The organism is Acinetobacter sp. YH12108, assembly GCF_013419055.1.
In the GTDB taxonomy this organism is placed as follows: Bacteria; Pseudomonadota; Gammaproteobacteria; order Pseudomonadales; family Moraxellaceae; genus Acinetobacter.
Window position 1 is genome coordinate 37292 of record NZ_VPAW01000018.1, and the last position, 17886, is coordinate 55177.

General features: G+C 43.5%; 13 protein-coding genes and 8 tRNA genes. 15 read left to right on the top strand and 6 right to left on the bottom strand.

What is annotated here, in order from left to right; all coding sequences use genetic code 11:
* The first annotated feature begins 271 nt into the window (after nt 1-271).
* From FTU46_RS11945 to FTU46_RS11985, 9 genes are all read left to right on the top strand, one after another.
* Nucleotides 272-347 (top strand) — tRNA-Val (locus tag FTU46_RS11945).
* 30 nt (nt 348-377) lie between these two features.
* Nucleotides 378-454: transfer RNA gene (locus FTU46_RS11950), tRNA-Asp, on the top strand.
* A 49-nt stretch (nt 455-503) separates the two neighbouring features.
* Nucleotides 504-580, top strand: a tRNA-Asp gene (locus tag FTU46_RS11955).
* Between the two features lie 21 nt (nt 581-601).
* Nucleotides 602-677 (top strand) — tRNA-Val (locus FTU46_RS11960).
* Nucleotides 678-690: 13 nt separating this feature from the next.
* A tRNA-Asp gene (locus FTU46_RS11965) sits at nt 691-767 on the top strand.
* A 30-nt stretch (nt 768-797) separates the two neighbouring features.
* Nucleotides 798-873, top strand: a tRNA-Val gene (locus tag FTU46_RS11970).
* Nucleotides 874-896: 23 nt separating this feature from the next.
* Nucleotides 897-973: transfer RNA gene (locus tag FTU46_RS11975), tRNA-Asp, on the top strand.
* A gap of 87 nt (nt 974-1060) precedes the next feature.
* A tRNA-Val gene (locus FTU46_RS11980) sits at nt 1061-1136 on the top strand.
* 70 nt (nt 1137-1206) lie between these two features.
* Nucleotides 1207-1668, top strand: coding sequence for a DUF2750 domain-containing protein (locus FTU46_RS11985; RefSeq protein WP_004784968.1), 462 nt, complete (start codon nt 1207-1209; stop codon nt 1666-1668).
* 17 nt (nt 1669-1685) lie between these two features.
* Here the strand turns inward: FTU46_RS11985 and FTU46_RS11990 are convergent, their stop codons facing one another.
* From FTU46_RS11990 to yccS, 4 genes are all read right to left on the bottom strand, one after another.
* A complete protein-coding gene (locus tag FTU46_RS11990; protein WP_180105069.1) occupies nt 1686-2480 on the bottom strand; it encodes a YdcF family protein in 795 nt (264 codons plus the stop codon).
* Between the two features lie 97 nt (nt 2481-2577).
* The gene (locus tag FTU46_RS11995; RefSeq protein ID WP_180105058.1) at nt 2578-5202 is read right to left on the bottom strand and encodes a sulfite reductase flavoprotein subunit alpha; all 2625 of its coding nucleotides are present in this window, start codon (nt 5200-5202) and stop codon (nt 2578-2580) included.
* A gap of 184 nt (nt 5203-5386) precedes the next feature.
* On the bottom strand, nt 5387-5947 hold the full coding sequence (locus FTU46_RS12000; RefSeq protein ID WP_004784963.1) for a YcxB family protein: 561 nt from the start codon (nt 5945-5947) through the stop codon (nt 5387-5389).
* 85 nt (nt 5948-6032) lie between these two features.
* The gene (yccS, locus tag FTU46_RS12005) at nt 6033-8207 is read right to left on the bottom strand and encodes a YccS family putative transporter (protein WP_159123379.1); all 2175 of its coding nucleotides are present in this window, start codon (nt 8205-8207) and stop codon (nt 6033-6035) included.
* A gap of 145 nt (nt 8208-8352) precedes the next feature.
* Between yccS and FTU46_RS12010 the strand changes: the two genes are divergently transcribed.
* Nucleotides 8353-9564 carry a multidrug effflux MFS transporter gene (locus tag FTU46_RS12010; RefSeq protein WP_180105059.1) on the top strand — a complete coding sequence of 404 codons (1212 nt, stop codon included), beginning with the start codon at nt 8353-8355 and terminating at the stop codon, nt 9562-9564.
* A 79-nt stretch (nt 9565-9643) separates the two neighbouring features.
* On the opposite strand, the gene FTU46_RS12015 is transcribed toward FTU46_RS12010, so the two are convergent.
* Complete coding sequence (locus FTU46_RS12015) at nt 9644-10351, bottom strand: nitroreductase (RefSeq protein WP_159123381.1); 708 nt, start codon at nt 10349-10351, stop codon at nt 9644-9646.
* A 926-nt stretch (nt 10352-11277) separates the two neighbouring features.
* On the opposite strand from FTU46_RS12015, the gene gltS reads away from it, so the two are divergent.
* Both gltS and FTU46_RS12025 read left to right on the top strand, forming a co-directional pair.
* Nucleotides 11278-12516 (top strand): sodium/glutamate symporter, encoded by a 1239-nt coding sequence (gltS, locus tag FTU46_RS12020; RefSeq protein ID WP_180105060.1) that lies wholly within the window; start codon nt 11278-11280, stop codon nt 12514-12516.
* 42 nt (nt 12517-12558) lie between these two features.
* Nucleotides 12559-14034 (top strand): sodium:alanine symporter family protein, encoded by a 1476-nt coding sequence (locus FTU46_RS12025; protein WP_159123382.1) that lies wholly within the window; start codon nt 12559-12561, stop codon nt 14032-14034.
* A gap of 52 nt (nt 14035-14086) precedes the next feature.
* Here the strand turns inward: FTU46_RS12025 and chrA are convergent, their stop codons facing one another.
* Nucleotides 14087-15301: a chromate efflux transporter gene (gene chrA / locus FTU46_RS12030; RefSeq protein ID WP_180105061.1), complete on the bottom strand. Its 1215-nt coding sequence runs from the start codon at nt 15299-15301 to the stop codon at nt 14087-14089.
* A 121-nt stretch (nt 15302-15422) separates the two neighbouring features.
* Between chrA and FTU46_RS12035 the strand changes: the two genes are divergently transcribed.
* The 3 genes from FTU46_RS12035 to FTU46_RS12045 all read left to right on the top strand — a co-directional run bounded on the left by FTU46_RS12035 (nt 15423) and on the right by FTU46_RS12045 (nt 17766).
* A complete protein-coding gene (locus tag FTU46_RS12035; protein WP_180105062.1) occupies nt 15423-16418 on the top strand; it encodes a patatin-like phospholipase family protein in 996 nt (331 codons plus the stop codon).
* Between the two features lie 333 nt (nt 16419-16751).
* Nucleotides 16752-16928, top strand: a complete 177-nt coding sequence (locus FTU46_RS12040) for a hypothetical protein (protein WP_162835329.1) — start codon at nt 16752-16754, stop codon at nt 16926-16928.
* Nucleotides 16929-17244: 316 nt separating this feature from the next.
* Nucleotides 17245-17766 (top strand): acyl-CoA thioesterase, encoded by a 522-nt coding sequence (locus tag FTU46_RS12045; RefSeq protein ID WP_004784949.1) that lies wholly within the window; start codon nt 17245-17247, stop codon nt 17764-17766.
* The last annotated feature ends 120 nt before the right edge of the window (nt 17767-17886 follow it).

Genomic DNA, 17886 nt, shown 5'->3' on the forward strand with positions numbered 1-17886 from the left:
GTATAATCTTTCAGCAATACTGAAGTCTGTTGCATGTTCTGGTCTCAATTTTCATGAGTAAAACCGTAAAAATTCAGCTTTTAGTTTCAGAGAGTGTCCTTAGAAAATCGGTATAGACTTAAAAAATAAACAAAAAGTGTTGTTTTTTTTAACAATCAACCTATTTTTTAATCACTCACACCGAAAAAGCAGAAAACAGTCAGAAAAGCGTTTGACAGTCTGTGAAGATTCTCTATAATGCACCTCATCAAGCGATGAAGTCGATTTGAAAGGGCGCTTAGCTCAGTTGGTAGAGCGTCTGCCTTACAAGCAGAATGTCGGCGGTTCGATCCCGTCAGCGCCCACCAAGCTTCTTTCAAAGTTGAGACACTTATAGTGCAGCGGTAGTTCAGTTGGTTAGAATACCGGCCTGTCACGCCGGGGGTCGCGGGTTCGAGTCCCGTCCGCTGCGCCACTTTAAGTTCTTGATAAATCGTTTGCCACAATAGCGACATTGTGTAAGTGCAGCGGTAGTTCAGTTGGTTAGAATACCGGCCTGTCACGCCGGGGGTCGCGGGTTCGAGTCCCGTCCGCTGCGCCATTTACATGATAGACCTTTTGAGGGCGCTTAGCTCAGTTGGTAGAGCGTCTGCCTTACAAGCAGAATGTCGGCGGTTCGATCCCGTCAGCGCCCACCAGATTTTTTGTGATGCAGCGGTAGTTCAGTTGGTTAGAATACCGGCCTGTCACGCCGGGGGTCGCGGGTTCGAGTCCCGTCCGCTGCGCCATCCTAAGAATCAAACAGTTTGACCCTTTAAGGGCGCTTAGCTCAGTTGGTAGAGCGTCTGCCTTACAAGCAGAATGTCGGCGGTTCGATCCCGTCAGCGCCCACCATATCTTCTAAAGATATACGCGATGCAGCGGTAGTTCAGTTGGTTAGAATACCGGCCTGTCACGCCGGGGGTCGCGGGTTCGAGTCCCGTCCGCTGCGCCATTTTTCATTCCCTGATGTGAAAAATGTGTTTCAAGCAAGATTTTCTTTCTTGCGTCATAAAAACAACAGTGTTGTTTTTATTCCTCAGGGCGCTTAGCTCAGTTGGTAGAGCGTCTGCCTTACAAGCAGAATGTCGGCGGTTCGATCCCGTCAGCGCCCACCATATCTTTCTTGCCTAAATCCTGAATATTTCATAGAATTCGAAGTCTATAATAATTTGAAGATTTCAGACTATGAGAAATCCATATCAGCGCAAGGCAGCGATCAAATCGCAAAATACCGCCTACGATCCGCTACAAGTTTATAAAAATTTTATTGAAGCTATTGTTGCCCAAGGTGGCATTTTTGCACTTTACCAAGAGGGCTGGGCTTTATGTGCCACGCCGACAGGACAGCGTGCTTTCGCGACCTGGCAAAGCAAAGGTCTGGCCAGACTACTCATTAAAGATAACTGGGCCAATTACCAGATTCAGGAAATTACCCTCAAAGATTTTGTTGAAAAGGTCATTCCTTTCTTACGTCAGGAAAGCACTATTGTGTCATTGGATCTGACACCGGAAGGGCAGAATATTCTGGTCGCGCCTGAAAAACTTTTGCTGGATCTTAAAAATTACCTGTATCAGGTCTATGTACAGAAACCTGAACTATTCAAAAATCCAGCGATTCCTTCGCCAAGGCATATCCGTTTAAATTAATTTAATGCTTAAGTCACTTATTCAGATAGTGAATATTCATTGAGCAACCAGCCACTCAAAAAGGCAAAATATTCTCTTAACCAGGAGTTATAGCGCAGATAAAGGGGAGTGCTGGCACTCAAACTAATCACTTGCGGATAACCTTGGTGTCTGGCAATGGCGCGTGCACGGGGACTATGAAAATCACTGGTTGCAATCGCAATCGGATCATTTTGACTTATATTTTGTTGTTCCAATATCACTTGAGAATACATCAGGTTTTGAGCAGTACTTCTGCTTCGATCTTCAAGTTGGATAGGATTGATGAGTTCTGGGTAGGTGGTGTGGATATAGTGTTGCATGACTTCAGCCTCACTTTGCCTTTCCCGATAATTACGCCCACCTGTCATAATCATTAAAGCATCTGGATAGTGTGCTGCATATTTAGCTGCAGTATCCAGACGGCTTTTTAAGATGGGTGAGGGCTGTCCATTCGTAATCCCGCTACCTAAAACCAGAATAGCGGCAGGAGGCTGTGTAGATTCATTTGAAAGAATGGACATCTGGATATAAGCGAAGAAGATTGCGACACTGATTATCCAGAGTAGAAATCCGGCCCAGAGGTTGTTCCAGAACCAGATTCTAAATCTGGAATGCTGTTTCCAGCGTTGAATGCCTGAAAAGAGCAGAGCATACAGGATCAGTGCTACGCTAATGAAAATTGGCAAAAGAACACCGAAATGTCTTTGTCCCTGACTTATTAACCAGAGGCTGTTTATGCCAAGGATCAAACCAAAGATCAGGCTGAGGCTTCGTTTAAGTTGGCTGGATATTCGGATATTCATATTTTTATTAATCTTCTTATCTCTTCTTCTATCTTATTAATAAAAAACCGGGCATGAAGCCCGGTCTTTTATAGATCAGCTGATCTTAATATACATCACGACGATAACGACCATCCAGACGTAATTGATCTACTGTGCTTTCACCGAGAATTTCAATCAGAGCCTGATCGACATCGCTGGCCATGCCATTAATGCTACCACACACATAAATCACGGCGCCTTGAGCGACCCAGAGTTTCAATTCTTCAGCTTGCTCACGCAATTTATGATGCACATAAACTTTTTCCTGCTGGTCACGAGAGAAAGCAAGGTCCAGTCGTTTTAATGTACCCATTTGCAGCCAGGCCTGAATGGTTTCTTCAAAGAAGAAATCATGGGCACGCTGACGTTCACCAAAGATGAGCCAGTTCTGAGTATAGTCCTGACGGTTACGCGCACTCAGCAAGCTCATCAAACCTGCGATCCCCGTACCATTACCAATACAGATAATCGGACGGTTATCTGCAATCAGATGGAAAGATTCATTCTTGCGAATACGCAGGGCAATCGGTGAATTTAGGGCAGTATACTGTGTTAACCAGCCTGAGCCCAGACCTAACTGGCCTTGTGCATCAGATTGCTGACGCACGACCAGACGTAGCACTTGCTGACTTGGAATACTGGCGATTGAATATTCACGTGTAGCAAGAGTTGGTAATTGCTGTAACAGCTCATCTACTGAATCAAAAGGATCAACCTGAGTCAAATCACGATTCCAAAGTGCCTGTTCGATACTTTGCTTCAGAGAAGGCACTTGTGTACCCGCGGCAATACGGTATTTCTCTATAAATGCACGGATACGTTCAGGGCTGTTTCCTGGCTGGATTTCGGCAATATCACCTGCCTGCCAGACGGCTTCATGCTGTGGAACCAGTTCAATATTGAACGCAGGCGCACCAAGACTGTCTGGATTCAGCAATTCACGTTTGCTCAAAGTCCATTGATCGAAGGTTTTATCGATACCCATATCCTGCAATTCAAACTGGGTCACATGGGCAAGGGCATTGGTCCATTGCTGGATATGCTCATTATTGGCATTATCCACTTCAATGGTCTTGAAGAGCTGCTTGGCACCACTCTGTTGTAACCACTGGTCGATCCGATGACCAAAGCTGCAATAGGTATCAGGATATTCCTGGGAGCCTAGAGCCAAAACTGCATAATTGAGATGATTAAGATCCGCTTTGGCAGACAAAATTTTCTTTTCGAAAGATGAAGCCAGGTCAGGTGCTTCACCTGTGCCATAAGTACTGGCTACAAATAGAACCTGTTCTGCCTGTTGCAGATCTTCAAGGCTTAGTTGCTGTACTGCTTTAACGCTGACAGGTTGACGTGCTTCCTGTAAGGCAGTAGCTGTGCGCCATGCCAGTTGTTCAGAGACACCCGTTTGTGAAGCATACGCAATCAGCCAAGGCTTGGCATTTGGATCCAGAGGCAGGGCAGTTGCCCCTTGGCGTGCAGCCAGAGTAAGTTTTTTCTGCTTACGACGTTTCAGATAGAGCATCCAGCCGGTCACGAAGAACAATGGCATTAATAATGCAGCAATCATGACCAGGAACTGGTAAATAGGACCAAAAAAGCTGCCACGGTGCACAGGTAACATACTGCTCATGATTTTTTCATTGAGCTTTTTATCTTCATAGAGCTGGACTTCGGTAAACTCAGCACTGCGATAATTATAAGTCGCATTGTTGCGGGCACGTTCATGCTGTGCCACAGGGTCAACAAAACTCAACTGCATTTCACCATCCGGTTTTTTCGGCAGGTTAAATGTCACAGTTGAATATTTGCCTGCAAATTGAGTACTGAAGCCAGCCCAGCTTTGATCCAGTGCACGTGAAATACTTTCTGGACTCATGCCAGCTTCTTCACGGCCTTCACCACGTTGTCCGCGTTCACCAAGAGAACCACGTTGACCTTCACCACGTGATTCGCCAGCACTACGACCTTGTTCTTCACCACCACGGCCGCCTTGACCTTGCTGCATTTCAGGTTGTGGACGTTCTACACCCAGCACCTTGAACATACCATTGCGCCACCAGTCATAAGACCAGTACAGTCCGGTACACGCCAGGATCAGGTAAAAAATCACGACCCAGGTTCCAACAACCGCGTGCAGATCCCAGATAAAGTTACGACCTTTCAGTTGCGGCTTCACAGCTAGCCACTGCTTCACTGAATGGCGTTTTGGCCAGCGTAAATACAGGCCAGACAAAACGAAAAAGATCAGCATCAGGGTACACGCACCGGTAATCTGTTTACCAACGGGACCTACTGTTAAATTACGATGTAACTGCTGTACAAACTGGAAGAATTCACGGCCTTTAATTTCAGGCAATACTTCAGCCGTGTAGGGGTTGACCATCATGTTATAACCACGACGTGCTCCCTCTTTTACAATATTGACCGTACTGGAGGCACTTGGATCCTGTGCCACGGTAATACTGTTAATTTTCATTTCAGGGTTTTGGTTCTGGAAATGCTGATACAGCTGGGCAGGGCTAAGCTTGTCTCGCTCTTGAACCTGTACAGTATAACTGTCGCTATTCATCCATTTTAAGATTTGCGGCTCATAAGAATAAATAGCACCCGTGACTCCCATAATTGAGAGAATCAAACCTGCAGTAATCCCCAGAAACCAGTGGATTTGGAAAAATGTCTTTTTAAACATGATGGTCAGATTTATGGTGGTATGTGTAAAAGTAGGCAAATTATAACTGAAGAATCAGAACAAATTATAGATTATGATGATAATATTTATTCTCATTATCATTTGTGTCGATGAGTCGTATAAAAGATAGTCATAAAAAAACCTCCATGTCGAAACAGGAGGTCTTTCAAAATCGGGATGTGTCTTAGATTTCTTTTGGTGCGCCCACTTCTTCTTGCAGATGCTTGCGAATGGTCGCGAAAGAGAAGTTTTTACTGTCTAAACGTTTAGGCAGGATATAAGCACCTTGCTGACCTTTGACTTTAAAATTGATCAGCATGAATTCCGGCGTATTATACCATTCATAGATGTCTTTCCAGCCAATAGCACCCACGCCTTCCTGCATGCCCATTTTCTGGCGCATCACGATACCATGTGGCTGTACGCCCAGACGGATACCTTTAATTTCCTGTACCGGAAATTCATTCATCTTGCGTTTAACATACCATTCCAGACCGAAAGTACGGATCAGGTAATACAATACTACACAGACAATCGCTACCCAGCAGATGACAGTCGAGTAGTTCTTGATCAGGATAATTCCCAGAATAGACAAGGCAACAATAGCACCCATGATCAGCCAGGCTTTCATGCCAATTTTATTGGTACTACGCCAGATCATCAGCTGAGCATGACGCTGCTCAGCTTCTGAAATTTCATAGTTCACAGGCTGTAGGGTATAAGCGTATAAATTTTTCGCGGTCATAATGAAATTAACAGATTTAAAACTGTAAAAAGTTTAGCATTAATTGTGCTGATTCAGTGAGTATATTGTTCCAAAATCGGCCAAATTATAATGAAGCCAATTCAGTGGCCTGTTCGTCACGTTCGTGACTTAAACTTTGCTTTAACTGACTCAATTGCTTCAAGATACTAAACATTAAAGACAACTGTTGCAAAATGATCAATGGTTTCTGGTCTTCTTCCTGCTGTTGTGACAGACGCTGACGGATATTCTGGATCATATTCTGGGTGCTTAGGTCAGGGACTTCATCATAGAGCAGGGCACCACGAATATTTTCTAGGGCTTGATCCAGCAAGTCCAGCACATCCTGATCCTGAATTTTTTCACGATGCGCACCCAGCGCGGCAATATAACTGATAAAAGTATGATTCAGGCACAGGAACTCAAAAGCCTGTGATTTTTGCACCGGATCAAAATCAGGTTCAGTGGCCAAAGTCGAAATCAGGGAAGCAACTTCAGCATCCGTATTATGAGCTGCACGACGTACCACGCGGTAGGTCAGACCATTATTTCGTCCAGACTTATACTGTTCAATCACTTCACTCAAGTAGTCACATTCTGCCTGCAGACTACGGCTAATGCTGCGTGGCAAGCGACGGAATTTCCAGTCTGGAAAGATAAAGCTCACACCAAACCAGGCAATCGCACAGCCAATCAGGGTATCAATCATACGTGGAATAGCTGCGGCAAAGCCCATACCGTCCAGGTTAAAGTTGATCAGGGCCAGAATGGTAATAAAGGCAGTGGCCTGTGCATACTGTTTACTGCGTAATTCAAAGAACAGAATCCCACTCAAAATCAGCAGCAATAATTGTCCTTCAACAGAAGGAATAAAGTACAGAATGGCATATCCCAAAAGAATACCTGCCAGAGTCCCGACAATACGTAAACGTAAGCGGCGCTTGGTAGCATTAAAGTTAGGCTGGCTGACGAATAGTGCTGTAAGCAGGATCCAGTAACCATACTGAATATCGGTCAGCTGGACAAAGATATAGCTGATCAGCAGCACAATCGACAGACGAATAGCATGACGGAACAACACAGATTCAGGCGTGAGATGCTGCTTGACCCGAATCTTGATATCTTCCCAGCCTTTCAGGTCGTCATCTTTGAGCTGGTTTTCAATATGTTTAGCACGATCAAATTTGATATTACGTTCAGTTTCCAGGTTGCGTAACTGCGCATCAATAGATTTTAGGTTCTGGAATAAAGCAAACAGGGCATTGATCCAGACCTGATCATACTGCTGTTCTGTACGCAATTTTTCCAGGGACAATCTCAGGTTTTCAAAGGCATGTTTGAAGCGTTTATTATGTTTATAGGTTTTGCGTTGCTGAATGCTTTCACTCAGGTCTTTACAGGCTTTGCCCTGAATCGACAGGATGCGCTGAAAACGGAACAAAACGTCGCTGTGTTCAAAAATCTTGGCCAGTTTCTGATAATCAATATGCGCAGAATCGGCACGCTCGTGAATATCTTGTGCCACAAAATAATATTGCAGGCTACGACGAGTATCTTTCTGACCCCGGTCACCTTTCAGGCGGGTCAAAAGGACAGTCTTCATTTCATTAAAAATTGAAATCAGTTTGCCATTTTCCAGTGATAGCTCGATCATACTTTGCTGATAACTTTTTGCAGTCATATCGACATCGAACAGATTCGACTTGGCATAGAGGAAATCACCCAATGAGGCATAGCATTTGGCCAGATTATCCTGTGCACGTCGCGCAGGAAACAGTAGAAAGCTGAGGGTCGACAAAAAGCCATACCAGACCGCACCAATCAGCAGCAAGCTTGCCTGCTGATACCATCCATCAAAAAGTTCAACCCCCAGCATGGAATAGACAGAAATCACCAGACAGCCATAGGAAATCGTGGCATAACGTCGACCAAGCGAGCCAAGCAGAATCAGGACAATACAAGAAACAATGAGGGCAGAAGCAAACAGCAGCGGATAAGGAAATAACAGATAGACTGCCACTGCGGTAATGAAGAAGCCTAAATAGGTATAGAACAGATTCAGGATACGTACGGAAAAGCGGTCATCAATATCGCTTAAACCTGCGGCCACCACTCCAAGGGTGAGTGGAATAGTCATTAACTGCTGTCCCATGAAATAGGGAACAAAGGCAGTGCCTGCAAAAGCGATCAGCATACGCAGGTTATACATCAGGGTCGTGTTATAAGTCGCGTGCTTAAGACGATTGAGCCAAGATTTCAACGGTGATCCTTTCTCTTGCAGTCTTTGCTGCAAAGCTGAATATACATATGAGAAAAAGTATATTTATAACTTTTAATTTCCATGTAAATCATACTATGCGCTATGTTAATTTGTCTGCCTACTGCGCATTAAAATCTTTAATTACATGAACTCCAATACGACAGCACCACGACCTTATGCCATGTCCTGGATTATTTTGCTGGCTTCACTGACTGCACTTGGTCCTTTATCCATTGATATGTATCTCTCTGCCTTGCCAGAAATGGCAGCGGATTTTGGTGTCAGTACCCAGATGGTCTCCAATAGTCTGCCAGCTTATTTCCTTGGACTGGCGGTTGGGCAGTTGCTATATGGCCCGATCAGTGACCGGATTGGACGTAAGCCACCGCTTTATTTTGGATTGAGTCTGTATATTCTGGCCAGCCTGTTATGTATGTTTGCACAGAATGAATGGAGCCTGATTGCAGCACGGGTATTACAAGCCTTAGGAGGATGTGTAGGAGTCGTGGTTGCCCGAGCAACCATTCGTGATCGGCTGGATATGCAGGCGGCTGCACAGGCCTTTGCCAGCATGATGATTGTAACGACCATTGCACCGATTATTGCGCCAAGTCTCGGCGCATGGGTACTGATGTTCTTTGAGTGGAATATTATTTTCTTGGTGCTGATGGGCTGTGGCTTGTTTAGTCTGGTCTGTGTGCATTTTTTCTTTCAGGAAACCTTGCCCCCGGAACGCCGTCTTAAACTGAATTTGCAACAGGTATTGAGTTTATACCGAACCATTTTTCAGGATGAAAGTTTCAGACGACCGATGCTGGTGGGCTGTTTTTCTGGGGCGGTGATGTTCTGCTATATCAGCGCTTCTTCAGCCATTCTGATGGATCATTATCATCTGACCGAGCAGCAGTTTGCTTATACTTTCGGGGGGAATGCCGTTGGAATCATGCTGTTCTCGACCCTGAATAAGCATCTGGCTCAATATCTTTCAGTATTAAGTCGCTTAAAACTAGGTGCTTCTTTACAGGGAATCGGTGTCCTGGCTTTACTGGTTTTAGGCTATCTGAATATTGAATCTGTTGTCCTAGTTATGGCGGCCTTATTTGTCGTTGTGGCCTCGATTGGTTTTGTGGGACCGAATGCGATGGCGCTGGCCATGGCAGAGCAGGGCGCGCGTGCGGGAACCGCCAGTGCGATCATGGGCAGTATGCAATTTGCCTGCGGTTTGTTGGGTGGGGTTTTGCTGAACTTTATGCTGTGGGATGCTTTATTCAATATGGCCTTGGTAATGGCGATCTTTGTAGTTATAGCCTTTAGATCTGTATTGAAATTAGAACTGCCTAGAGTTAAACAGAAATAAGGAGCTGCAAGAACTCTATATCTCTGTCAGACAATCCAAGCAGCTCAAAGTTGATGCTTGGATCATGGCTTATCAAATCTTATTCATCTACAAAAACGGCAAATTCCTCTACCGGGACACGTGGGGTGATAAAGGTATTTACGATATGGTCTGGATCTGCATAGCCTAGTGACATGCCACAGACCAGCTCTTCATCTTCACCTGCTCCCAGTACATCTAGCACAATGCTATGAAAATGATTCCAGGCAGCCTGCGGACAGGTATCCAGACCACGTGCCTTGGCAGCCAGCATCACGTTTTGAATCATCATGGAAATATCCATTTTTGAACCTACGCCCAAATCTTTATGTAAGGTGAAGAATAGCCCCACTGGTGCATCAAACAGTTCAAAATTACGCAGGTTCTGGCGCGCCATTTTTTCTTTTTCGCCTTTCTGGATATTCAGCAAACCATATAAGCCCCAGCCATTTTCACGGCGTCGGTCGATATAAGGAGAGAACCATTGTTCGGGATAATAGGCAAAGGTTTCTTTATATTGCTCGGCCAGTGCCGGATTCTGGTAAAGCTCCATTTGCGCCTGACAGACACGCTGCACCAGCTCATCACGCTTTTTCCCTGTCAGCACATATACTTTCCATGGCTGGGTATTGGTCCCTGAAGGGGCGCGGCTGGCCACAGTCAAAATGTCTTTGAGCATGTCGGTACTGACCGGCGTATCCAGAAAAGCACGAACTGAATGACGGGAAGTAATGGTTTGATCTACAGCATGAACGAGGTTTTGATCCATTCTAATTTCCAATCTCATATCCTTAATGATGGTGAACTGACTATAAACCAAACAAACTCTGTCGGGCAGGGGGAATTTTAGTTTCACAGTGAATTATGATGATTAATAAAAATCACATGAATGAGAATGCACTTAAGAGATATAGAAGTTATATAAATAGCCTAAGAAATTTATTGAATGCTTAAACAAAACTCCTTCTAAACATGCAACCGATATTTTAGATGCTGATATCTTGAGCAATTAACATCGATGGCTGGAACTAAAAGGAAAGTTAAGAACAAAATAGAATGATTAAAATTCAATCTTAAAAATAAAATTAAATATCCGTTTTTACGTTCAATTAATATTTTATTTCGATTAAAATTTGGGGGTAGTAAACTATAAAAAATAAGAAGTTATAATTATTTTTTATATATTCACTAACTATAGTTAATAAAAAACAATAAAACTTTATACAAAGAAACAGCATAATGTGCGACTTTTCAGTTGAATACATGCATTTTGAAGAAATAATGAAGATTGCATGGTCAAGCTCTATTTGAAATATCTTATTGCAAATGACTTGATGAACTCAGTTAGGTTAAAAGCACTCATGCAGCAATTCATGCTGGTTGAGAAGTAAAAAATATAGGCTGGATGTTATCGCTATGAGTTGCACGTTTAGATGAATTTACGCATCTGGCGTAGCTTATGCAATCAGCAAAAGGCCGTTTTTCGCTTTTATAAATCTCTCACTGAATATGATCATCACGATGATATTCATAAGTTTGAAACAGATGCGGAATGCTTTGTTAATTCTAAAGGCGATGGATGAATGAAGTAGATGACAATTACATGGGGTAATGTAAGGTTTTCTTCTGTGGAAATGAATCGCAACACGACTTTTAGAATGACAAAAATTCAGAACCATCTTGGACAAAAAAATTATGGATTTTACTTTTAACGCATTTTATACCCTGATCGCTGCAGTAATTGTGCTATTACTGGGCCGGTTTCTGGTAGATAAAATCGATTTTCTAAAACGTTACAACATTCCTGAACCTGTCGCAGGTGGTCTGGTTGCAGCGGTTATCTCTCTGCTGGTTCATTCGTTCTGGGGCTACAGCATTACCACGAGCGCGGAACTGCAAACCAGTTTTATGCTGATTTTCTTTGCTTCGATCGGTCTGAGTGCGAACTTCGCTAAATTACGCGAAGGCGGGATCGGACTGGTGATCTTCCTGGTCGCTATCTCAACATTTATTGCACTACAAAATGCAGTCGGCATGGGCTTGGCAAGTTTACTGGGTATTGATCCTCTGATCGGTCTGATTGCCGGCTCGATTACGCTGACTGGTGGACATGGTACTGCTGGGGCTTGGGGTGAAATTATGGAGGTTCAGCACGGTATTCAGGGGGCTTTGGCGCTCGGGATGGCAAGTGCGACCTTTGGTCTGATTATTGGTGGAATTATCGGCGGGCCTTTGGCGAAACTGTTGATTAACCGTCATAATCTTGCTGTGGCCCGTACCGATCAGCAGATCGAAAAACGTGACAACACGCCAATGGACAGCACGACAGATGAATATGTGCAATTTGAATATCCACATCGTGTCCGTCTGATCACTGCCGATAATGCCATTACCACACTTGGTCTGTTTGCAGGCTGTCTGGCATTTGCAGAACTGATGACTGGCTTTAGTAAAGATACAGTATTTGAACTGCCAACCTTTGTATGGGCACTGGCTGGCGGCGTGATTTTGCGTAACGTGCTGGAAGGTATCCTGAAAATCCAGATCTTCGACCGTGCGATTGATGTGTTTGGTAATGCTTCATTGTCGCTTTATCTGGCCATGGCGCTGCTGTCATTAAAATTATGGCAACTGGCGGATCTGGCAGGACCATTGATGGTGATTCTCGGTGCACAGACCTTGACTATGGCTTTATATGCAGCATTTGTCACTTTCCGGGTGATGGGCAAAAACTACGATGCCGCAGTACTTGCTGCAGGTCACTGTGGTTTTGGGATGGGTGCAACCCCAACGGCTGTTGCCAATATGCAGGCGATTACCAATATGTATGGCGCTTCGCATAAAGCCTTTCTGATCGTTCCATTATGTGGTGCTTTCTTCGTTGACTTGATTAATGCCACGATCATCCAGATGATCTTGAAATTTTTCGTCTAATTTTAAGCTTGATAATGAGTCATAAGCTCATAAGGATATGACATGAATGATCAGCTAAATGAAACCTTACTGGGCTGGGTCGATGCCTTAAATGGTCCACTCTGGGACTTTTTGGTGGTGTTTCTAGTCGCAGTCGGTATTTTGTATACGATCATGACCGGTGCAGTACAGATCCGTTTATTCTGGCACAGTATCAAAGTCATGAAACGTAGTCGTGGCAAGGTCGATGATGACCATGGTATTACGCCGTTTCAGGCCTTTGTAACAGGTCTGGCTAGCCGGGTCGGTGTGGGTAATGTTGCAGGTGTTGCCATTGCGATTGCTGTCGGTGGTCCAGGTGCTGTGTTCTGGATGTGGTTTACTGCATTTCTGGGAATGAGTTCTGCTTTTGTAGAATCATCATTAGCCCAGTTGTTTAAAGTTCGGGATAACAAGAATCAGCAATTCCGTGGTGGACCTGCGTATTACATTACTCAGGGTCTTAAACAGAAATGGCTGGGAATTGTCTTTGCAATTGCACTGATTACGACCTATGGCTTTGTGTTCAATGCCGTGCAGGCCAATGCCATTACGGGTGCAACCTCACATGCCTGGGGCTGGAATGAAGCCAATCTGATGTTGCCATTAGGTGGTTTCGATCTGGAAGTTTCCTGGATTGGTCTGGTCTTGGTCTTGATTACGGCCATGATTATTTTTGGCGGGATCAAACGGATTGCAAAAGTTGCTGAAGGGGTGGTCCCTTTCATGGCAGTTCTTTATCTGGGTGTAGCTTTATATATCGCCGTCATCAATTACGATATGTTGCCGTCTATTTTTCAGCTGATCTTTAGCAAAGCATTTGAGTTTGAAGCAGCTGCAGGCGGTTTCTTCGGTGCCATGATCTCGATGGCCATGATGATGGGGATTAAGCGCGGTTTATTTTCGAATGAAGCGGGGATGGGTTCAGCACCGAATGCGGCGGCTGCCTCTGACGTGAAACATCCGGTGAATCAGGGTCTGGTTCAAATGCTTGGCGTATTTGTAGATACCTTCGTTGTGTGTTCATGTACCGCTATCGTGATTCTGGTTTCTGGCCTATATGAAAATGCCGGTTTTGAAGGCGTGACCTTGACCCAGATGGCGCTTGAAAGCCAGATTGGTGCTTGGGGCGATGACTTCCTGGCCTTGATTCTGTTCCTGTTTGCCTATTCTTCTATCATTGGTAACTATGCCTATGCAGAAGGAAATATTCAGTTCATCAATAATAACAGCAAGGTCATGTTTATTTTCCGGTTGCTGGTATTGTTTATGGTGTATTTCGGCTCGATTGCCAGTGTACCGTTGATCTGGAATATGGCGGACCTGTTCATGGGCGTCATGGCCAGTATTAACCTGATTGCGATTGTACTGCTGATGCCATTTATTTTGATGCTGCTCAAGGACTATACCGGTCAGCTGAAACGTGGCATCGAGCAACCAGAGTTTAAGCTCGATGATCATCCGAAATTTAAAGATAAAGTTAAATCAGATATCTGGTAAGACTTGAGCAAAAGCCCCGACTGGTTCGGGGCTTTTTTATGGGTTTAAATGGTTAGAATGACACAACATTAAGATAGCTTTGATATAGGATAAATCCGGCAATCAGGCTGAACCAGACTGGTAATTTCAAGCGTAACAGTAAAATCATCACGATGACAAAAAACAGATCAGACCAGGAACGAAAATATGCCTGAGAGAGATCAATCAGCAAATATAAAAGCAGTCCGACCACTGCCGCATTAATCCCGCTCACCGCCTGAAAAATAATACGTTGCTGCATTAACCATGACCAATAAGGCAAAGTAGCAAAAATCAGAAAAAATGAAGGAAGGAAAATGGCACAGGTTGCTAACAGTGCGTTAAGCCAGGATGAGCCTGTCCAAGGTAACAGAGCACCGACATAGCTGGCAAAGCTAAATAATGGACCCGGCATCAGTTGAACAAACGCATAACCTAGATCGAAAGATTGGGGCGAAAGTAAATTGGTCGCCACAAAGTCCTGATGCAGCAAAGGCAGAATGACATGCCCGCCACCAAAGACCAATGAGCCAGTTTGATAGAAATCAGCAAAAAATGCGAGTTCAGGCCAAGAACCAGATTTGACTAGTATAGGAATCAGAAAAAATGGTAATAAAAATGCGATGAACCAGTAAGGTGCATGACGTGGCCGAATATAGCTTGAGTGAATGGTAGATGAATTTGAAGCAGGCTTATTTTCCTGAGGAGAATTGGAAAATTTTGCCATTACGAGGCCAAAAACTGCCCCTAAAATAATGACCAGTAGCTGGTTCAAACTGATACTAATGAAGCTCAGAATCAGGACGGAAATGAAGACCAGTACATATTGCCAGATGCTCTTGCAGAAGCTATTGAGCATTTGCCAGAATGCCCAGACGATTACAGAAAAAACGATCAATTGAATGCTATGAAAGCTGTTTGAGTTTAGAATATGGAAATAGTACTGACCAAGTACGGCGATCAAGCTCATCAAAAGCGCTGAAGGTAAGGTAAACCCAAGCCAGGCCATGAATGCCCCAGCATAACCCCTTTGCAGATAGCCAATTGAAAGGCCTACCTGACTGCTGCTTGGGCCGGGCAAAAGCTGCGCTAATGCAACCAGCTGACCATATTGTGTCGCATTTAACCACTGTAACTGGTCGACAAATTTACGGTGAAAAAACACCAGATGTGCTGCCGGTCCACCAAATGCCATACAGCCCAGTTGCAGGAAGGTGAGAAAGATCCGGTACAGTGAAGGTGTATTCATACAGTGGCTGAAAATTGAAAGACATTAGTGCAACTGTATGACAGTTTTACGAAATTCTACAGATTATTTAAGCATGTGTTTATACACTATGCTGCTTTAACAAAATGAGGACGTGCTCTGCATGCAGAAATATGTACTGAGTATATTGGCGATGACAATGGTAGGTCTGAGCGGCTGCCAAACGACATCTAGTTTTAATCCATCTAACTCTAGTCATATTAAATCTGCCAGTTCAGTAGCAGAAGCCCAGGCGCGTCCAAATCAGATCAATTTCCGTAAGATCAAGCAAACAGAAAACCGTCCAGTGATAGCACTGGTTCTTGGCAGTGGCGGTGCGCGTGGCTATGCGCATATCGGTGCGATTGAAGTGTTGGAGCAGGCAGGCATACAACCTGACTTTATTGTGGGAACCAGTGCTGGCAGTATCGTAGGTTCCATTTATGCCAGTGGTAAACCAGCGATTGAACTGCGTAATATTGCATTAAGCATGAAAGCAACTGACGTCCGCGACATCAAGCTGGACCGTAAAGGCTTTTTTGATGGCAAAAAAGTTGAAAATTATGTGAATTTACAGGTCGATCAGACACCTCTGCAAGCCATGAAAATCCCGATGTTTGTGGTAGCCACAGCCTTGAAAGAGGGCAAGCGCGTAGTTTTTAATTATGGTAATACCGGTCAGGCAGTGCGTGCATCCGTTTCTATTCCAAGCATGTTTATTCCGACTGTTATCCAGAAAAAAGAATATGTGGATGGAGGGCTGGTCAGTCCGGTGCCGGTCAAAGTGGCTCGTGAGTTGGGCGCTGATATTGTGATTGCTGTCGATATTCTGGCGCAGCCGATCCATACCGAAACCACCAATGTCTGGGGCTTATTCAACCAGAATATTAATATCATGCAGCAACGTTTAGCTTCTGAAGAACTGCAATACGCCGATGTGGTGATTCAGCCAGACTTACGCGAAAAAGGTCATATCTTTGATGTGCGTGGCAGGGAATTGACCATGGATGCTGGGATTGAGGCGGCTAAACTCAAGCTACCAGAAATTGCTCAGGTCTATCAGAAGCATAATTATAGCCAAGGTCATCAGATTCCATTGCTCTTGGCTCAGCAACAATAGTTTGTTCTAAGATTTTGAATAAAATATTTATTTTTCAAATAGATGTATAAAGATATTCACCACTTTCCTCATATAGGTGAAAAGCGGCTCATTTTTGCTCATCGTTTTTAGAGATGAGCTGATGTTTTCTACCTATTGAAAGTCACTTAAAGCCCAAGTTTTAATGGGAAATAAATCTTTGAATTATAAAAATATAGTGATTTTATGAAAATATTTTAAGGCTATTTTTTGATTTTAACAAAATTATTCACAGACTTAAGTTAAACAACTGTTCAAAAGCTTAGAAGATCATGACAGAATAAAAATCGACAGATTAATAAATGTAAAAGCCATATGAATCACATCGAAATTGGCCAGCAAGTCACATTAGCTCAGTTTGAAAATACGATTTTTACTGTAACTAAAGTTCATCCCGATGGTTCTTTTACCGTTGAAACGATATTGCATGGCCAGCAGACTTTAAGTTATGAGAATGTGGCGCGAGAAATGTTGAGACAGGTGCCTGCTTAATTCGAGGTTATTTTTTGTTAATGCATGCAGTTTTCTTAAACCGAGTTTTGCATGCTTAATGGAAAATCTCTTCATCACAGTGCATTGATTCAAGAAAATAATTTAGTGGATAAATTCCTGTTTATTTTATAGTTACTGAAAATAACTTTCCGATGATTTCTATGAATCCTTAGAGAAATATCTTTTTTTTTGTATGAAGAAAAATTTCATATCAAGAATTATGATGTTTTATTTGCCGAATTGAACATTTTATTTAGGTCAAAAACGCTATAATAATGGTCTATATCATTGTCATTCAAAGAGTTCAGAGAAAACGATGGCCCCTTTAGATCAAATTGCAACAGCATCGGATGACCAGTCAGAGTTAACGATGTCGGTCCTTATGACGCCAGATATGGCGAACTTTTCAGGAAATGTACATGGTGGAACAATTCTGAAATTATTGGACCAGGTTGCTTATGCTTGTGCGAGTCGCTATTCGGGTAGTTATGTCGTAACCCTGTCTGTAGACAAAGTAAATTTCAAAGAACCGATTCATGTGGGTGAGCTGGTGACTTTCCTGGCAAGTGTGAACCATGTAGGTCGTACTTCAATGGAAATTGGCATTCGTGTAGAAGCGCAAAATATTCAGAAACGTACTGTACGCCATACCAATAGTTGCTACTTCACGATGGTCGCTGTTGATGAAAATGGTAAGCCTAAACAGATTCCACCGCTGAATCTGGACAATGACTGGAAACGTTGCCGTTTTGAAGCAGCTGAACAACGTAAAGTTGCCCGTCTGCAGGAAAATCATCATCCTTCATGCAGTATCTATAAAAAATCAGCGCATAGCTAAGAACTAAACTTAATTTGCTTATTAAAAAGACCTTCAATGAGAGGTCTTTTTTTTGCCTATAAAATTCATTTAACTCTGGCTTAAGCTTCTTTTTTAATCTAAAATGAAACGATACGTATC